This is a genomic window from Gayadomonas joobiniege G7 (assembly GCF_000300815.1).
Classification (GTDB): Bacteria; Pseudomonadota; Gammaproteobacteria; order Enterobacterales; family Alteromonadaceae; genus Catenovulum; species Catenovulum joobiniege.
Genome location: NZ_AMRX01000006.1, coordinates 300,652 through 316,656 on the forward strand (window position 1 = coordinate 300,652; position 16,005 = coordinate 316,656).

Below are 16,005 nucleotides of genomic sequence, written 5' to 3' on the forward strand. Positions count from 1 at the left end.
CCCCTTTTTTATTGCTGTATTGGTATTAGTAAAAGCGAGTTAAACATAGAGGTGAGGGTACTTGATAAAACTCACTGAGTTCGTTAACCAATGTTTGCATCCTGCTTGATAAACCCGCTTTGATGGTTTGTTTTACCTGAACCAATACTTTGTTTTTAAACGCTTGACGATCCGGTTCAAAACAGCCATTTAAATTATCGCAACTGACATTAAATTTAAAATCTGCGGCGCTGGATAAAATCCACTCTAACGCTTGCGGTTTTACCTCAACCTGCTCAAATTTTGCTTGCTGGGATTCATTTCTCCCATCAGCCGCATACCAGTATCCATAATCTTCTTTGAGTCGTCGTTCAGGTCCTGCAACACACCAATGGGCAATTTCATGCAACGCACTGGCATAATAACCGTGCGCAAAAATGATTCTGTGATAGGGCACTTGAGCGCAGGCAGGTAAATAAATAGGCTCGTCGTCCCCTGAGATTAAGCGCGTATTATAACTGCTGGCAAAGCTCTGGTTAAAAATGTTTATAATATCTTTTATTTGATGTTTTGGTTGAGAATAACGCACTGAGTTTGAATATCTGTTAAAGTTAGTCTGATATTTTACCTCGTCTGCCGCGTTAAGGAAACTGAATGCCGTTATATCTAAGCCTATTGTTCGTAACATTCGCTTTTGCAGCTAATTCTGTTGTGACTCGATTTGCATTAGAAACCACAGAGATTGATGCAGTCTCATTTAGTTTGATCCGCTTGTTAGCAGGGGCGATGACTTTTATGTTAATTTTTATGCTTCGTCGGCAGTTAATCCAATCGATTAAAAAATCTCTCGGCCGACCGCTGTTATGCGCAGCAGCCCTATTTGTTTACGCGCTTTGTTTTTCACTGGCGTATCTGCAATTAGCTTCGGGAATGGGCGCGCTTTTATTGTTCGGCTCAGTGCAACTCACCTTGATGAGCTTTAGTTATTTGGCCGGAGAGCGGTTTGGTAAATTAGAGTTTACTGGTTTAATTTTAGCAGCCATGAGTATGGTGATCCTCTGCTGGCCGCAACAAAATGAATCACTAGCGGCGGATTGGCAAAGCATTATTTTAATGACAACCGCAGGTTCAGCTTGGGCATTATTTACCTTTTTAGGCCGTACCTGCAAGGACCCACTGACCGAAACCGGGCTAAGCTTTATGCTTTGCGGTTTGTTAAGTTTACCACTGCTAATACTCTTTAGCGATTCTTTAACTTTATTAGGTGGCCTGTACGCCATCCTATCGGGCGCTATTTTTTCTGCTTTGGCTTATGCTGCCTGGTACTTGATTTTACCCCGTCTTGGCGGTGCTGAAATAATTTCAAGTCAATTATCTGTACCAGCCCTGGCTGCGTTCGGTGGTTGGTTATGGTTAAGTGAGCCTATTGATAGTCAGTTTTTATTTGCTTTATTGATCTTGATCATAGGGATAATTATGGTGTTTAAAGGCAAAACAAAAAAATAGTGTTATAATTTGCGCCCCAAAATTGTGCTCAACTTACGATTGAGTGAAAAACAAAAGGTGAAAGAATGAAATACATAGTGGCTGCTTTATATAAGTTTGTTCGGTTAGAAGATTTTGAAAACTTACGCGAGCCTTTGCTTAACTGTATGTTAGATAACCAAGTAAAAGGTACTTTATTGCTTGCTAATGAGGGCATTAACGGCACAGTATCTGGCCCGAGAGAAGGCATTGATGCGGTATTAAACTGGTTAAAACAAGATCCAAGATTAGCAGATATTGAGCACAAAGAATCAGAAGCGGATGAGCAGACTTTTTATCGCACTAAGGTAAAATTAAAAAAAGAAATTGTCACTATGGGGATTGAAGGCATAGATCCGCGCGAAGTGGTTGGCACCTATGTCGAGCCAAAAGACTGGAATGATTTAATTTCAGATCCAGATGTTTTATTAGTGGATACCCGAAACGATTATGAGGTGGCAATAGGTACCTTTGAGCACGCAGTTGATCCCAAAACCAAATCATTTAGAGAGTTTCCTGAGTACGTAGAAAATCACCTAGATAAAAACCAACATAAAAAAGTAGCCATGTTTTGCACTGGCGGTATCCGCTGTGAAAAATCGACGGCTTACCTTAAAGAACAAGGATTTGAAGAGGTTTACCATTTAAAAGGTGGTATTTTAAAGTATCTCGAAGAAGTGCCAAAAGAAGAAAGTTTGTGGAGAGGCGAATGTTTTGTATTTGATCAAAGGGTCACCGTCGATCACGATTTACAACAGGGCCAATACGACCAATGTTATGCGTGCCGTATGCCAATTACTGAGCAAGAAAAACAATCACCACATTATAAAAAAGGTGTCAGCTGTGCCCATTGTTTTGATAAAACAAGTGCAGAAGACAAAGCCCGATTTGAGGAGCGTGAGCGCCAAATTCAGTTGGCAAAACAACGGGGTGAAGCTCATATAGGCGATCCAAAAGATCGTCTATAAGCTTGTTAAATTTTTAAAGCGCGCTAAAGTAGTAAATAAATTGACGATCTAGTTAAAGGATACAAGATGTCTGCTGAAAATGCATTATTAACGATAGTCGCTGAAAAAATTAAAAACGACTCTTTGGTATTACCCACGTTACCAGAACTGGCGATTAGGATAAGAAACACAGCTGAGCAAGAAGATGTTAATTTACATCAGCTTGCTGACGTCATTTCGCAAGATCCGGCACTAGCGACTCGGATGATAAAAATTGCTAATGGCGCGTTAATGGGGCGCGCCGTTCGAGTTACCACCTTATATCAAGCGGTGACTCGAATTGGTTTACGGCAAATTAAAAATATTTCTGTTTCTTTAGTGATGGAACAGTTGTTTGTTTCTAAAAACAAACTTGTGCAAAAAAAGATGCAGCGTAATTGGAATAACACAGTACATGTTACAGCTGCCGCTATGGTTGTTTTTAAACATTATCAAAACCGCACAAAAAATACCGATTTAAACATAGACGTTCTAACACTAGCAGGTGTTATCCATAATATTGGCGTTTTGCCGATTATTAAAGAAGCTGAAAACCATCAAGAAGTATTTGCCGAAGATAGGTTTTTAGATCATGCCATTAAAATGTTATCTGGGCGCGTTGGCGGTTCTATCATGCGTGCATGGGATTTTGGCATCGAATATACCGAAGTTGCAGAGCGATGGTCGGATGATAGGTTTGATCGTGCTGAGATCAGTTATATAGACTTTATTCGAGTCGCTGCTTTATACAACGACTTATTAGATTACCCCGGTGATAAAATGGACGCTTACGCGGATTATCTAGTAAAAGGCGTTTTACCCTCTGTTGATTTTATGGAATCTGACCAGTTTAAAGAAGAATACACGAACACAGTGTCGGTATTTTTAAGTTAATTGGCGTAAAAGTGTACCAGCTCATACACCTGTTTGGACAAAAATGAGTTATGACGAATGCGTGCTCTGTGCCAATAGTGGACATTCAGTTATAACTCGCTTATGCCCCAAAATGAGTTGAGCACTTAAAACCAATAACATGTGTGTAAACCTCAGTGGTTTTTACATCATTGTGCCCTAGCGGTTCTTAAACCGTTCTAATGTCAGTGCCAGAGCGCAGTAGCTAGTTGCAAAGGTATATCTAAAAGTATGAGCCGTCACTCGTTTATGTATGGCTGATTTTTTAACTGCTTGTCTGTGTTGCTTTCGAAATGCAGTTTCGTGAATATGATGGCGACAAATCAATGTATAGCGATCTTTATTGCCTTTACCACAAAAGCCAAAAATACTTTTATTATAAAAATCAATGTCTTTAATTCGCAATCTTAGTGCCTCATTTATTCTTAAGCCAGCACCAAACAATAGACTCGCTATGATTTGATATTTACCCGACAGATTAGAAATAATTAACATGGCTTCTTGAGTGTTTAAAACCGTTAAAGCGAATAAAGGTACGAACCCAATGCAAATAAGATTTTTCGGTTGCATAGCTATAATGCTTGGTTCTGAGTTCAGTTCTAATTGGCTCGATAAATTAAGATTTAGCCACCAATAAATCCTCCAAATAAAATGGCTGTTTATTTATACAGTTATAATGGAGGTATGCCAAAAACTCAAATTAGTTCTCGCTTTGTTTTTTAACAAAGCATCGGTTTCATGCAAATGAAATGTTCTAACAATGTGATTTTTTTGTTTTTTTATTACAATGAGTTTGCATAACGACCCTATATTTGGCTCGTTATGCAAGTTGGCTCGGTTTCTTTCCTGAAAGTTCTTATTGCTTTTTGACGAGTTAATGCTTAAGTTTATGAAATGATTAATTTAAAGCTTATTGGAATGGCATTTATAGACTCAATGTTAAAAAGTTCTATACGCTCTTCTAATGATTAAGCTGTTATGTTTCTCGGAAACCATGCGTAAAAATTTAGTTGGAATTTTATTATCAATAAGCTGGAATACTATGGCTTCTTATAGTTTGCACATTGAGCGTGATGACCAAATTTCTGTAAGTGAATGGTTGGCGATATGCGAAAGCGATTCGTCATTAACTGTGCAGCACGTTGCTAAAGCAATCAATCCGGAGACGGGTGAAACCATTAAAATTCAAACTCCAAATGGTTGCATTTGGACGAGTCCAATTTTACGCAGAAAATATTATTTTACTTATGCTGATGGCAGCATCACTTTGGGTAGCGGTAAAGCTCAAATCAAAAAAGCTAAACAGTTAGCGCAATTACTTGGTGCTAAAGTTGTTGGCGATGAAGGCGAAGAGTATTAGAAACATAACAAACGCCTCAACAAGGACGCAAAAAGCTTGGCTTGCGTCACTTCGTTCCTAATTTTAGCCAAGCATTTTGCGCCTGTTAGGCGGGCGTTAGGCAATAAGCAATATCAAATCTACAGAGAAATAAGATGGAATTCGTACAGAAGAAAAAAGCTAATAAGCATACTTTCACGTTACACGATGATTACTTTAATTTTGCTTATGAGGATAAGTCTGGTTCCGGAGATGCAGACTTTAACTACGCGGATTTTCCACAAAAATCATCTATTCAAATAGAACAAAATGATTGGCTCAGAAATGTAGGCTATCTGTGGATAGCACTGGGAGTATTCCAGCTTGGCTATGCAATTTATTCAGAGGCGTCCTTATCAGGTAAAGGTTTCTGGATACTCGTTGGTTTGGTATGCGTTGTCTGGGCTTATTTCTCTAAAGTTAAGTACACTGTCTTTCGTGCTGAGCAGGGGAATATCTTTGTAATCCAAGAAAAAAATCACGATCAGATAATTGATGAACTTAATACAAGAAGAAAATCTCAGCTTTTACAGTGGTATGGAGAAGTAAACCCAGAAAACGACCTTGAGAATGAAATAAGAAAATTTAAATGGCTCTTAGAGCAGGAAATAATCAGCAAAGAAGAGTCTGAGCAAAAAATTGCACAGGCTGAACTTCTTAAAAAGGATAATTTTGAATTGCCAGGAGAAAGGCTGAACTAATGCCTAACAAGGTGCTGCTAGGGATAAATCTACGCTGCGCTCCGATTTACCCCAGAGCACGGCGTTATGTTTTTAATCGACATGAAATCACTTTTTAATAAGACAACCTTCTTTTTCTGTGGCGCACTAATTCCCGCTATGCTTGTCGCTGTCATCTATGTGTTTGTCGGTGACAACTGTGATCCAAAGTTTGGCTGCGCTGGAACTCTTGGCCTCATTCTTAAAATCAGTATTTTACCCATTGCTTTTCTTTCAAGTGTTTGCGTACTGGTCTGTCTGGCTTTCTTTTCAAAAAGGCATAAATGGACTTCAATACCCAATATTTGGTTCGGTCTACTTGGCATAGCCATCAGTTGCTTTAACATAGTGAGCATTCGGCTGGCACAAGACCTAGGGCTGGTTGTCACTATACTTTTAATTTTTCTGGCTACAGCATGTGCTCTTTTTGTGCGGTGTGGCAAACCTTAACTAAATTTGCCAACAACCGACAACACGGTCAATTGGGCATGACCTGTGTGTTACACACATGGGGACAAAACTTAAGCCAGCATATTCATTTGCATTGCTTAATCCCCGCAGGTCATTTAAATTCGAAGCAACAATGGCAAACGCTCAACAAAAACTACCTTTATCCGGTGAAAGCTTTATCTACTGTTTTTAAAGGTAAAATGTTAGCTGAGTTAAAGACCCAAGCCGTGAATTTAGAAGGTCTGAGTATTCCGAAAACATGGTGTGTGTACGCCAAACCTTGCTTAATCCATAGCCAGAAATTATTGAATTATCTGGCGAGGTACACCCGAAAAGGCGTGATATCGGAGTCAAGATTAATTAATCACACACAAAGCTCGGTCAGCTTTAAATATAAAGATTACCGAGATAGCCACCAACAGAAGGTAATGACACTTAAAACAGACGAGTTTATCCGGCGGTATTTGCAACACATACTGCCTAAAGGCTTAATGCGAATACGCCACTATGGTTTTTTAGCCAATGCGTGTCGCAGGCGCAAAGTCAAGTGGATAAAAGCGCAGTGTAAAAGCCACAAGCCGAGTACAGAAAAGCCCAATGAAGAGAAAGCATCTCGTTGGTTATGCACTGAATGCAAATTAGGCGAACTTAAACTGATTAGTATTTTATTGCCAAGGCGAAAGTTAATAGAGCCAGCATTAACGGGCTGAAACTTTTAAGGCAATAACATTACTATATTTAATTAGCTCGTTGATTCGAGATAAGCCTTGCTGCGGCAAACAAAAATAAAGTTGCAATAGATAGACAAATTGGCTTAAATTAACGCTTATTAAGCGAACAAACGCGCTAAAAATGGATTGATAAAATGCAAACAACAAGGAAATCACCAGCCATGCCAGCTCTGCTTGAAAAAGCAAATTCCTATAGCATAAATCAAACTAAACCAAAAAGAGTGGAGTTTGCCCGTTCAACAAGTGATTCATTCACACAAACTACGTGTGCATGAATACTAAAGCGTTAGGCATCAAAACGATGATCGAGTACAAAAATAAAATTCCAAGTATCGATGATTATTGGCCGTTATTTCTAAGTACCGGATGGAATGAGTCTTACAAGACTGATTCAGCGACTATTGAGAAAGCAATCTCAAATAGTACATTTGCCGTTTCAGCATATTCTAATGGAAAGCTCGTTGGTTTTGCTCGGGCGGTATCTGACAAGGTTATGTACGCTGCTATTTATGATGTAATGGTTCTTCCAGAATTCAGGCACATGAAAATTGGCAGCACTCTTGTTTCCAACATTACACAGCAGTGCAAAGAAGTGGGTGTTTTTTCCGTACATCTATTTGCAGCCAATGGTACAGAGCCTTTTTATAACCACCTTGGTTTCAAAGCTCGTCCACCAAATATGCCAGGTATGCGCTATGATGAAAATGCCTAACAAAGTAATCATGTCGCCCGCAAAAAGCGCGGGCTGGGACAGCCTACTCGCCGCTTCGCTCTGTTTCGGCTGCCCCATATTACGGCGTTGGTCTTAAAAATCCACTAGCTTTTTGTCACCTTTGGGGTTACACTCTTTGTATGATCAAAAGTTTCATTCATAAAGGCCTAGAAAAGTTTTATGCAACCGGTAATACTGCCGGAATACAGAAAAAGCATGAAAAGAAAACTCGTTTGATTTTGACTAATTTGGATCAAGCTGAAGTTCCTGACGATATGGACTTACCGGGCTTATTTATGCATAAACTTAAAGGCGATAGAAAAGATATATGGTCTGTTCGAGTAAGTGGTAATTGGCGAATCACCTATCGCTTTACCGGACGGGATGTTGAAATAGTAAATTATGAGGATTATCACTAATGTCTATGCATAATCCAGCACACCCTGGCGAGATTCTTAAAGAGTTAGTAATTGAACCTATGGGAGTCACGATAACTGATGTAGCGAAACATTTAGACGTAAGTCGTAAAACGCTTTCAAAAGTTTTAAATGCAAAAGGCTCAATTACTCCAGAGATGGCGGTTAGATTGGAGCTTGTTTTTGGAAAGCCCTCTGCCGATCATTGGTTAAGGCTTCAGAATGCATTTGATCTTTGGCAAATGAGGCAAGCCCAAAGCACCTTACATGTATCTCCATATAACTTACAATTAGCGTAGTCGACGTATAACAAGAGAATAAAGAATTGGACGTATTAATGCTTGGCAGGCGCTCATTCTTCGCAATTATAGCCAAGCTTAATACGCCTCTTATTCAGGCGTTGATCCTTTCGCCACTCCTCACTATAATGAAGCTATCAAATTGATAGGTGATTTATGTCAGATAAAAGACCAGAACCCATCCATGAGTTTCCACTAACAGCTTTGTCAGGCAAAAAGCTCATCAATGACTTAGCGATAAACTATAAAACTGTGGCCAATTTAACTTGACCACTACAGTTAGAGCGAGGAATTGCAAGGATGCAGCTATTTCAGGTTCTTCAAAACAAACATAGCCGTATGACAGAATTACCACATCAAACTCCAAATGGTGATTGGAAATGTAATCTTCAAGGTATTGCAGCAGGTGAAGTGATAGAAGCTGTAGTTTCCTTAAAAAGGCATGACTTTGATCCATCAGCTTTTATTGTGACAGTCATTCTAAAGTAAGGCGGTAAATATGTATCATTATAAAGATTGCGGTTTGTCGTATATTTACTTAACGAATGGATTTAATGTTGAGGAAATCGACGGCGAAGAATATGTAAGTATCGACAACTTGTACGATTTACATACGTTAATTGGTCAAAATATCATTTCGCAAGTTCGAGCGATCACAAGTGAAGAATTTAAGTTTTTGAGAATAGAGTTAAATATGTCTCAAAAATCATTGGGTCATTTACTTGGCGTCGATACACAAACAGTAGCTCGTTGGGAAAAAGGTCAAACAGCAATTCCAAGAACGGCAGATGTTACATTGCGTGCATTATATGCAGAGTCAAATGGTAGCGATAGCCAAATTGGACTCATGTTAAACATCCTATCCGATGCAGAAATTGATTACCAAATGAAAGATCTACACCTGAAAGAGCAGGAAGAAAAGTGGCAAATTGCTGAAGCAGGTTAACAAGCAATTCAAAGTGACTCGCCCCAATGCATCAATGATTTCAGTGAGTTATGTGTTTACGGTGTGAACCTCTGGCTTAGGTGTTGGGGCTTCGCACTTTAATTGGGCGTTAATTTTTGCTCAATCGCTTTACCTTCGGAGCTTACCCAAAACTTCTATGAACATCGGCAACGATGATAAACATTTTATTTTCAGCATCTTGAAAAGTCTGAAATCCATATTGTTTATAAAAAGCTTTCGCTTGTTGGCTTGCCATGACTTTTACATTACGAGCAATAATTAAGGTGGGTGTCATTTTGGCACGTTGCGGGCTGCCAGATTTGATTGAGTTTTGTTAATCGAATCTGACAGATAAAGTTAAGACTTATGGGCGTATAGCTGTTACCAACAAGTGATTTTGTCGTACTTTAATTACCAAGAAACAGAGTTTATTCTTCTGCCGCTGTAAATTGTAAAACTTCGCTTAAGCGTTCTGCAAAAGCCGTTAATTCCCCAGCCATTAAGGTAAAATCTGCATCCAGGCGTGCCAATTTATCCTCGTCTGTTATGTCTTCGTTTTGTTCCTTTATGACATCACTAAATTGGATGCGTTTAATGCTCGCATCTTCACCAATTAAACAAGATAAAGTTTCTTTCCATTCAACGGCTAATCGGGTCACCATTTTTCCATTGTCTAGGTGGTTCTGCAAGTCATCTGAATCTAATGCCAGGTTTTTGCAACGCAAAACGCCCTCGTCGTCGGCAAAGTCTTTTAACTCAACTTCTGCCCCTAATACAAAATCTGTCGGGTGCTGGCCACGCATCCAATCAGTTAAAATAACCGGAATGCCGACTTCAGATTCAGGGGGCACTACAGGTAAGCTGCTCAGTGTTTTGCGTAAATGGGCTAATAACTCTTCTGCTTTGTTATGGCTGGCGCTCTCTACAAAAATCCAACCGGCTTGCGGCACGATTAGAGCGCGTAAAAAGCTCGATTTGCTAAACGCTTGTGGCAACAAAGTATGAATCAGCTCTTCTTTCATCGTTTGTTTTTCTTTGCCTTTTACCTTACGGTCTTCTTGCTCTTGAATCAGTTCAATTTTTTCGTCTAGCAGTTCTTTAACCACGGCCGCCGGTAAAACTTTTTCCTGTTTTTTTAAATTAATTAAATAAGCCTGGCCGGATGCATGAACTAACGCTTCAGTTTTGGGCGAAAGTGCAGGTGCCCAACCGATTGATTGTACTTCGGTATTAGCACAGGGTTTAAAACTAAATTCTTGCAGTTGTTGTTCTAAAGACTCAGGGGAAAACTCAGGGGTTTGCGTAAATCTGTACATGAGTGCGTTTTTAAACCACATAAAAATTCCTAAATTACTTTTTGGGTTCTGCTTTAATGGTTAAATCGGCGGTCGGGCGACAGCAGCAAGGTAGAATTTCGCCGCGACGCACAAAAGCCAAAGGTTCTTTTGGATACTCAACTTGGCCGCTGATCAGCTCTGTGCGGCACGCACCGCAATAGCCGTCTCGACAATGGTAGTGAACTTGGTACTGACGGCTTTCTAAATATTCAAGTAGGGTGTTGCAGCCGGATGCCTGATATTCAGTGTACTGGATCAGGCATTGGATTAATGCATCTTTTTTCATTGAGCTGCTTATAGCTCAAAATCATCAAAATCATCTGTGTTCAGTTCACTGTCAATTTGACCCACCAAATAGGAGCTGATTTCGGCTTCTTGAGGGGCCACTTGAACATTGTCACTGACAAGCCAGGCGTTGATCCAAGGGATAGGGTTTTGTGTTTGTTTAAAGATGGCTGGTAAACCTATCGCTTCCATTCGAGTATTGGTAATATATTCCACATACTGGCATAAAATATCAACATTTAAGCCAATCATAGAGCCGTCTTTAAATAGATATTGCGCCCATTCTTTTTCTTGTTCAGCAGCCGAGCGGAATATTTCTATTACTTGCTCACGACACTCTATCGCAATCTCAGCCATTTCAGGATCGTCTTGACCATCTGCCATAATATTTAGCATATGCTGAGTACCCGTAAGGTGGAGGGCTTCATCCCGAGCAATTAATTTGATGATTTTTGCGTTGCCTTCCATTAATTCGCGTTCTGCAAATGCAAAACTACAAGCAAAACTCACATAAAAGCGAATCGCTTCTAAAACATTGACGGCTGCCAAACACAAATAAGTTAACTTTTTCATCTCTCGTAAGGTAACTTTTAACGGCTCGCCATTATGCTCGTACGTGCCTTCACCTGACGTATGATATAACTGGCATGCATGGATTAGTTTATCGTAATAATGCGATATATCTTTGGCGCGCTCTAATATATGTTCGTTCACGACTATGTCATCAAACACTAGGCTTGGCTCGTTCACTATGTTTCGGATAATATGTGTATACGAACGACTATGAATAGTCTCACTAAAGGCCCAGGTTTCAATCCAAGTTTCTAACTCAGGTAAACTAACAATTGGCAACAGGGCAACATTTGGCGAGCGGCCTTGAATACTGTCTAACAGTGTTTGATATTTTAAGTTGCTTAAAAAAACATGTTTTTCATGCTCTGATAGCTTTTGGAAATCTGCGCGATCGCGGCTAACATCCACCTCTTCCGGTCGCCAAAAAAAGCTTAATTGTTTTTCTATCAGACGTTCAAAAATTGGATGTTTTTGTTTATCGTAACGGGCGACATTGACCATGCTGCCAAAAAACATCGGCTCGCTTAGATAATCAGTATTATTTTTATTAAAAGTAGTGTAACTCATAAGGCTCGACAGATATCCAGTTGAAGACAAAAAGGCCGTTGATTAAACGGCCTAGTATTATACCCAGAAAACTCACAAAATGATCTATATTTTACAAGCGCCGCCTGCACAATCATCTTCTTCAGCGATAACTTGTTTTTTCTCTTTTTGTGGATCTTCTGCACCATCTCGGGTGTTGTGATAATAAAGCGTTTTAACACCCAATTTATAGGCTAAAAGCAGATCTTTTAATAACTGCTGCATAGGCACTTTACCACTAGGGAATTTTGCTGGGTCGTAGTTGGTATTGGCCGAAATAGCTTGGTCAACAAACTTTTGCATAATCGCGACTAGTTCCAAATAACCTTGGTTATTTGGTATGCTCCAAAGCAGTTCATATTGATCTTTTAGGCGCTCATATTCAGGCACAACCTGACGTAGAATACCATCTTTACTGGCTTTTACGCTGACAAAACCACGTGGTGGTTCGATCCCGTTGGTTGCATTAGAAATTTGTGACGAAGTTTCTGATGGCATTAATGCTGATAACGTGGAGTTACGTAACCCGTGTGCTTTAATCGAGGCGCGTAGCGCTTCCCAATCGAGCTCAAGTGCTTGGTCACAAATTTTATCAACATCTTTTTTATAGGTGTCGATGGGTAAAATACCCTGTGCGTAGGTGGTTTCGGAAAATTTAGGACAAGGGCCTTTTTCCTGTGCCAATTCGCATGACGCTTTTAATAAATAATATTGAATGGCTTCAAACGTTTTATGCGTTAAGCTGTTGGCGCTGCCATCTGAATAACGAACCCCATTTTTTGCTAAATAATAAGCAAAGTTAATTACACCTATGCCTAAAGTACGGCGATTCAAACTAGAGTTCCGTGCAGCGGGGACTGGGTAGTCTTGATAATCAAGCAAACAATCAAGCGCACGCACAGCTAACTCAGATAACTCTTCTAGCTCACTGAGTTCTTTAATGGCACCTAAATTAAAGGCAGAGAGCGTACAGAGTGCAATCTCAGCATCTTCGTCATTAATGTCAAGTAATGGTTTAGTGGGTAAGGCAATTTCTAAACACAAGTTGCTTTGTTTAATTGGCGCCACTTTGGCGTCAAATGGACTATGAGTATTGCAGTGGTCAACGTTTTGCAAATAGATACGCCCCGTACTGGCGCGCTCTTGGGCAAATAAACCAAATAGTTCAGTTGCTTTGATAGATTTTTTACGAATAGAGCTATCCGCTTCGTATTTAACATATAAAGCTTCAAATTCGCTTTGGTCATTAAAAAACGCATCATATAAACCAGGCACATCGCTTGGACTAAATAAAGTGATGTTTTGGTTTTTAATCAGGCGTTGATACATTAAGCGGTTAAATTGAACCCCATAATCTAAATGACGAACTCGGTTATCATCTACCCCACGGTTGTTTTTAAGTACGACTAAAGACTCAACTTCCAAGTGCCAAAGTGGGAAAAATAATGTCGCAGCACCACCGCGCACACCGCCTTGTGAGCAGCTCTTAACGGCAGTTTGAAAATGTTTGTAAAATGGAATGCAGCCAGTATGAAAGGCTTCACCGCCTCTAATAGGGCTGCCTAACGCTCGTATGTTACCCGCGTTTACACCGATACCGGCACGTTGGCTAACATATTTAACAATGGCGCTTGAAGTTGCATTGATCGAATCTAAACTATCACCACACTCAATTAGTACACATGAGCTGAACTGACGGGTGGGTGTTCTAACACCCGACATAATGGGCGTTGGCAATGAGATCTTAAATTTAGAAACCGCATCATAAAAACGTTGGACATAATCCATACGCTGATCTTTAGGATATTTAGCGAATAAACACGCTGCAACAAGAACATATAAAAATTGTGGGCTTTCGTAAATATCACCAGTGACTCGGTTTTGCACCAAGTATTTGCCTTCAAGTTGTTTGACCGCTGCGTATGAAAAGTTTAAGTCGCGCCCATGCTCAATAAAATCGTTCATTTGAGCGAACTCTTCGCGGCTGTAATCAGCTAATAAATGAGTATCGTATTTGCCTGCTTCGCATAAGTTTACAACATGTTCGTATAAATGGGGTGGTTCAAACTGACCGTAAGCTTTTTTGCGCAGATGAAAAATAGACAATCGGGCAGCTAAATACTGATAATCGGGCGTCTCTTCCGAGATTAAATCAGCGGCTGAGCGAATAATAGTCTCATGAATATCTTCAGTTTTGATACCATCATAAAATTGAATATGAGATTTCATTTCAACTTGAGAAACTGAGACGTTATTCAATCCTTGTGCCGCCCAGGTGACTACCTTATGTAGTTTGTCTAGGTTTAGAGCCTCTTTTGAACCATTTCGCTTAGTTACAAACAGCTGATCAGTCATGCGGGTTGATTATCCTGTTAATTGGGTTAGAGCGTATATCTTACGTCATTTAATTTAAAAGTGACCACAAGATATAGTTACAAATTTAATAATCAGCACAAGATAATGAGGTTTTAATCTGAAAGCAAGGTATTGACAGAGAATTTATAATCCCACTTTTTGTAGGCTTTTTTCCTAAGTTAGCAGTTACTAACTATAAGCCTTTCTGAAGTAAGATATTGATGGTTTTGCAATGCAGATTTTAATAAAAAAAAATTTAATTTTGTGCCGTTCGATCGCCAAAAAAATCGCCAGTGCATTTAATCACCAGCGCAAACTTTAATCGTTTAAAAAAGCCAATAATTCAAGCGGACTTTCAATAATATGATCAGCCTGCCAAGCTTCGATCGGAAGTTCATCTTGGGTATATCCCCAAGCCGCTAAAAAAGTGGTCATATTCGCGCGGTTTCCTGCCTCGATATCACGTTTTGCATCACCAATATACCAACAATCTTCAGCCGTGACTGAGATCTGCTCACAGGCGAAATATAAAGGCGCAGGATGAGGTTTTTTTTCGGTTAAGGTATCGCCGCTTACCACCACAGCACAGTTTTTAAACACCGGATAGTTTAACAGCAGCTGGTCGGTTAAAAACGCCGGTTTGTTGGTGACTACACCCCAAGGAATGTTTTTGTTTTCTAACGCCATTAAACATTCACTCATACCCTCAAAAAAATCAGTATGTAAACTGATATTGGCTTCGTACGACTTTAAAAACTCATTTCTAAGTGCATGAATTTGATCTTCGCCAAAGTGGTCTTTTAAACCTAGGTTTAATAAACCTAATGCGCCGTGTGATGCGATCGGGCGGTACGCTTGATAACTGATTTTAGGCAAATTTCGGGCCGCCAGCAAACGATTTAATGTTTCGCCTAAATCTCTTGCGGTATCTAATAAAGTACCGTCCAAATCAAATAAAATGGCAGCGGGTTGGTTTAATTTTTTTGGGCACATAAAATATAGTTAACGCTTGGGTCTTGGTTAAATTTAAAGGATTTAAATAACGGGTCGTAGTGAATACCCCTGATGTTTTTTACCCGAGTATTTTGCTGTTCGATCATATTTACCAATTCTGATGGGCGGATAAATTTTTGCCAATCATGGGTGCCAGTTGGCACGATTTTTAACAAATGTTCAGCTGCCAAGATAGCTAGCACGTAACTTTTGTGAGTGCGATTTAATGTTGATGCAAATAAAAAACCGCCTGGTTTAAGCAAGCGACAGGCTGCCTGAATAATAGAAGCAGGGTCGGGTACATGTTCTAACATTTCTAAACAGCAAACAACATCATATTGACCCGCTTGTTGTTCGGCAAAAGTTTCTGCAGAAATGTTCTGATAATCAATAAATAACTGATTTTGTTCACTATGCTTGCGGGCAACTTGCAATGAGTCAGGTGCGAGATCAATCCCGGTAACCATGGCCTGGCGCCGCGCGAGTGCTTCGCTTAAAATGCCTCCACCACAGCCAATATCTAATACTTTTTTATGATAAAGGCCTTCGCAATGTTGCTCGATATAGTCTACGCGATAAGGGTTCATTAAATGCAGGGGGGCGAATTCGCCGTCCATGTCCCACCATTTATCTGCGATGCTGTTAAACTTTTCGATTTCTTGCTGATCCATATTTTGCACTGGCATAGCTACCTATATAAACTTTTTGTTTGAACTGATTTGCATTATAAAGCTTACTTGCCCCTGAACAAGGGAAAGCTTATTTTTTCAATGGTATGCAGGCACGAATGTGTTAGAATAGCGGATCAAAAAATGTTAAATGCAC

General features: G+C 39.8%; 20 protein-coding genes and 1 pseudogene. 11 read left to right on the forward strand and 10 right to left on the reverse strand.

All coding sequences use genetic code 11. The features are described 5' to 3' along the window. Positions 1 to 25 precede the first annotated feature (25 nt). Positions 26 to 667: an elongation factor P hydroxylase gene (locus C727_RS0108580; protein ID WP_017445220.1), complete on the reverse strand. Its 642-nt coding sequence runs from the start codon at positions 665 to 667 to the stop codon at positions 26 to 28. Between C727_RS0108580 and C727_RS0108585 the strand changes: the two genes are divergently transcribed. From C727_RS0108585 to C727_RS0108595, 3 genes are all read left to right on the forward strand, one after another. Beyond that, positions 634 to 1,485 (forward strand): DMT family transporter, encoded by an 852-nt coding sequence (locus C727_RS0108585; RefSeq protein WP_017445221.1) that lies wholly within the window; start codon positions 634 to 636, stop codon positions 1,483 to 1,485. The two genes, C727_RS0108580 and C727_RS0108585, sit on opposite strands and share 34 nt — an antisense overlap. Positions 1,486 to 1,550: 65 nt before the next feature. Then, on the forward strand, positions 1,551 to 2,471 hold the full coding sequence (gene trhO, locus C727_RS0108590) for an oxygen-dependent tRNA uridine(34) hydroxylase TrhO (protein WP_017445222.1): 921 nt from the start codon (positions 1,551 to 1,553) through the stop codon (positions 2,469 to 2,471). 66 nt (positions 2,472 to 2,537) lie between these two features. After that, positions 2,538 to 3,383, forward strand: coding sequence for an HDOD domain-containing protein (locus C727_RS0108595; protein WP_017445223.1), 846 nt, complete (start codon positions 2,538 to 2,540; stop codon positions 3,381 to 3,383). A gap of 177 nt (positions 3,384 to 3,560) precedes the next feature. Here C727_RS0108595 and C727_RS0108600 read toward each other — a convergent pair whose 3' ends face one another. Both C727_RS0108600 and C727_RS19970 read right to left on the reverse strand, forming a co-directional pair. After that, positions 3,561 to 3,896, reverse strand: coding sequence for a tyrosine-type recombinase/integrase (locus C727_RS0108600; RefSeq protein WP_420196319.1), 336 nt, complete (start codon positions 3,894 to 3,896; stop codon positions 3,561 to 3,563). Beyond that, positions 3,880 to 4,014 carry a phage integrase N-terminal SAM-like domain-containing protein gene (locus tag C727_RS19970; RefSeq protein ID WP_420196320.1) on the reverse strand — a complete coding sequence of 45 codons (135 nt, stop codon included), beginning with the start codon at positions 4,012 to 4,014 and terminating at the stop codon, positions 3,880 to 3,882. The genes C727_RS0108600 and C727_RS19970 overlap by 17 nt, the downstream gene beginning before the upstream one ends. A 381-nt stretch (positions 4,015 to 4,395) precedes the next feature. On the opposite strand from C727_RS19970, the gene C727_RS0108605 reads away from it, so the two are divergent. The 8 genes and pseudogenes from C727_RS0108605 to C727_RS0108650 all read left to right on the forward strand — a co-directional run bounded on the left by C727_RS0108605 (position 4,396) and on the right by C727_RS0108650 (position 9,052). After that, positions 4,396 to 4,761: a hypothetical protein gene (locus C727_RS0108605; protein ID WP_017445224.1), complete on the forward strand. Its 366-nt coding sequence runs from the start codon at positions 4,396 to 4,398 to the stop codon at positions 4,759 to 4,761. A gap of 134 nt (positions 4,762 to 4,895) precedes the next feature. Then, positions 4,896 to 5,480, forward strand: a complete 585-nt coding sequence (locus C727_RS0108610; protein ID WP_017445225.1) for a hypothetical protein — start codon at positions 4,896 to 4,898, stop codon at positions 5,478 to 5,480. Positions 5,481 to 5,893: 413 nt separating this feature from the next. Beyond that, positions 5,894 to 6,658 (forward strand): annotated as a pseudogene (locus C727_RS18230) (IS91 family transposase); the annotation flags it as partial. Positions 6,659 to 6,950: 292 nt separating this feature from the next. After that, complete coding sequence (locus tag C727_RS0108630) at positions 6,951 to 7,391, forward strand: GNAT family N-acetyltransferase (protein ID WP_017445229.1); 441 nt, start codon at positions 6,951 to 6,953, stop codon at positions 7,389 to 7,391. A 140-nt stretch (positions 7,392 to 7,531) separates the two neighbouring features. Further along, a complete protein-coding gene (locus C727_RS0108635; RefSeq protein WP_017445230.1) occupies positions 7,532 to 7,810 on the forward strand; it encodes a type II toxin-antitoxin system RelE/ParE family toxin in 279 nt (92 codons plus the stop codon). Further along, on the forward strand, positions 7,810 to 8,106 hold the full coding sequence (locus C727_RS0108640; RefSeq protein ID WP_017445231.1) for a HigA family addiction module antitoxin: 297 nt from the start codon (positions 7,810 to 7,812) through the stop codon (positions 8,104 to 8,106). Before C727_RS0108635 ends, C727_RS0108640 begins: the two co-directional genes overlap by 1 nt. Positions 8,107 to 8,406: 300 nt before the next feature. Then, entirely contained in the window at positions 8,407 to 8,595 is a 189-nt protein-coding gene (locus tag C727_RS19705) for a hypothetical protein (protein WP_017445233.1), read from the forward strand. Positions 8,596 to 8,605: 10 nt separating this feature from the next. Further along, entirely contained in the window at positions 8,606 to 9,052 is a 447-nt protein-coding gene (locus C727_RS0108650; RefSeq protein WP_017445234.1) for a helix-turn-helix domain-containing protein, read from the forward strand. 142 nt (positions 9,053 to 9,194) lie between these two features. On the opposite strand, the gene C727_RS19975 is transcribed toward C727_RS0108650, so the two are convergent. From C727_RS19975 to ubiG, 7 genes are all read right to left on the reverse strand, one after another. Further along, complete coding sequence (locus tag C727_RS19975) at positions 9,195 to 9,347, reverse strand: hypothetical protein (protein ID WP_017445235.1); 153 nt, start codon at positions 9,345 to 9,347, stop codon at positions 9,195 to 9,197. Between the two features lie 133 nt (positions 9,348 to 9,480). Then, on the reverse strand, positions 9,481 to 10,389 hold the full coding sequence (gene rdgC / locus C727_RS0108660; protein ID WP_017445236.1) for a recombination-associated protein RdgC: 909 nt from the start codon (positions 10,387 to 10,389) through the stop codon (positions 9,481 to 9,483). Positions 10,390 to 10,402: 13 nt separating this feature from the next. Then, on the reverse strand, positions 10,403 to 10,675 hold the full coding sequence (gene yfaE / locus C727_RS0108665; RefSeq protein ID WP_017445237.1) for a class I ribonucleotide reductase maintenance protein YfaE: 273 nt from the start codon (positions 10,673 to 10,675) through the stop codon (positions 10,403 to 10,405). Between the two features lie 8 nt (positions 10,676 to 10,683). Next, positions 10,684 to 11,814 carry a class Ia ribonucleoside-diphosphate reductase subunit beta gene (nrdB, locus tag C727_RS0108670; RefSeq protein WP_017445238.1) on the reverse strand — a complete coding sequence of 377 codons (1,131 nt, stop codon included), beginning with the start codon at positions 11,812 to 11,814 and terminating at the stop codon, positions 10,684 to 10,686. A gap of 84 nt (positions 11,815 to 11,898) precedes the next feature. Further along, on the reverse strand, positions 11,899 to 14,187 hold the full coding sequence (gene nrdA, locus C727_RS0108675; protein WP_017445239.1) for a class 1a ribonucleoside-diphosphate reductase subunit alpha: 2,289 nt from the start codon (positions 14,185 to 14,187) through the stop codon (positions 11,899 to 11,901). A gap of 318 nt (positions 14,188 to 14,505) precedes the next feature. Then, a complete protein-coding gene (locus C727_RS0108685; protein WP_017445241.1) occupies positions 14,506 to 15,180 on the reverse strand; it encodes an HAD family hydrolase in 675 nt (224 codons plus the stop codon). Then, positions 15,162 to 15,866 carry a bifunctional 2-polyprenyl-6-hydroxyphenol methylase/3-demethylubiquinol 3-O-methyltransferase UbiG gene (ubiG, locus tag C727_RS0108690; protein ID WP_017445242.1) on the reverse strand — a complete coding sequence of 235 codons (705 nt, stop codon included), beginning with the start codon at positions 15,864 to 15,866 and terminating at the stop codon, positions 15,162 to 15,164. The genes C727_RS0108685 and ubiG overlap by 19 nt, the downstream gene beginning before the upstream one ends. Positions 15,867 to 16,005 lie beyond the last annotated feature (139 nt).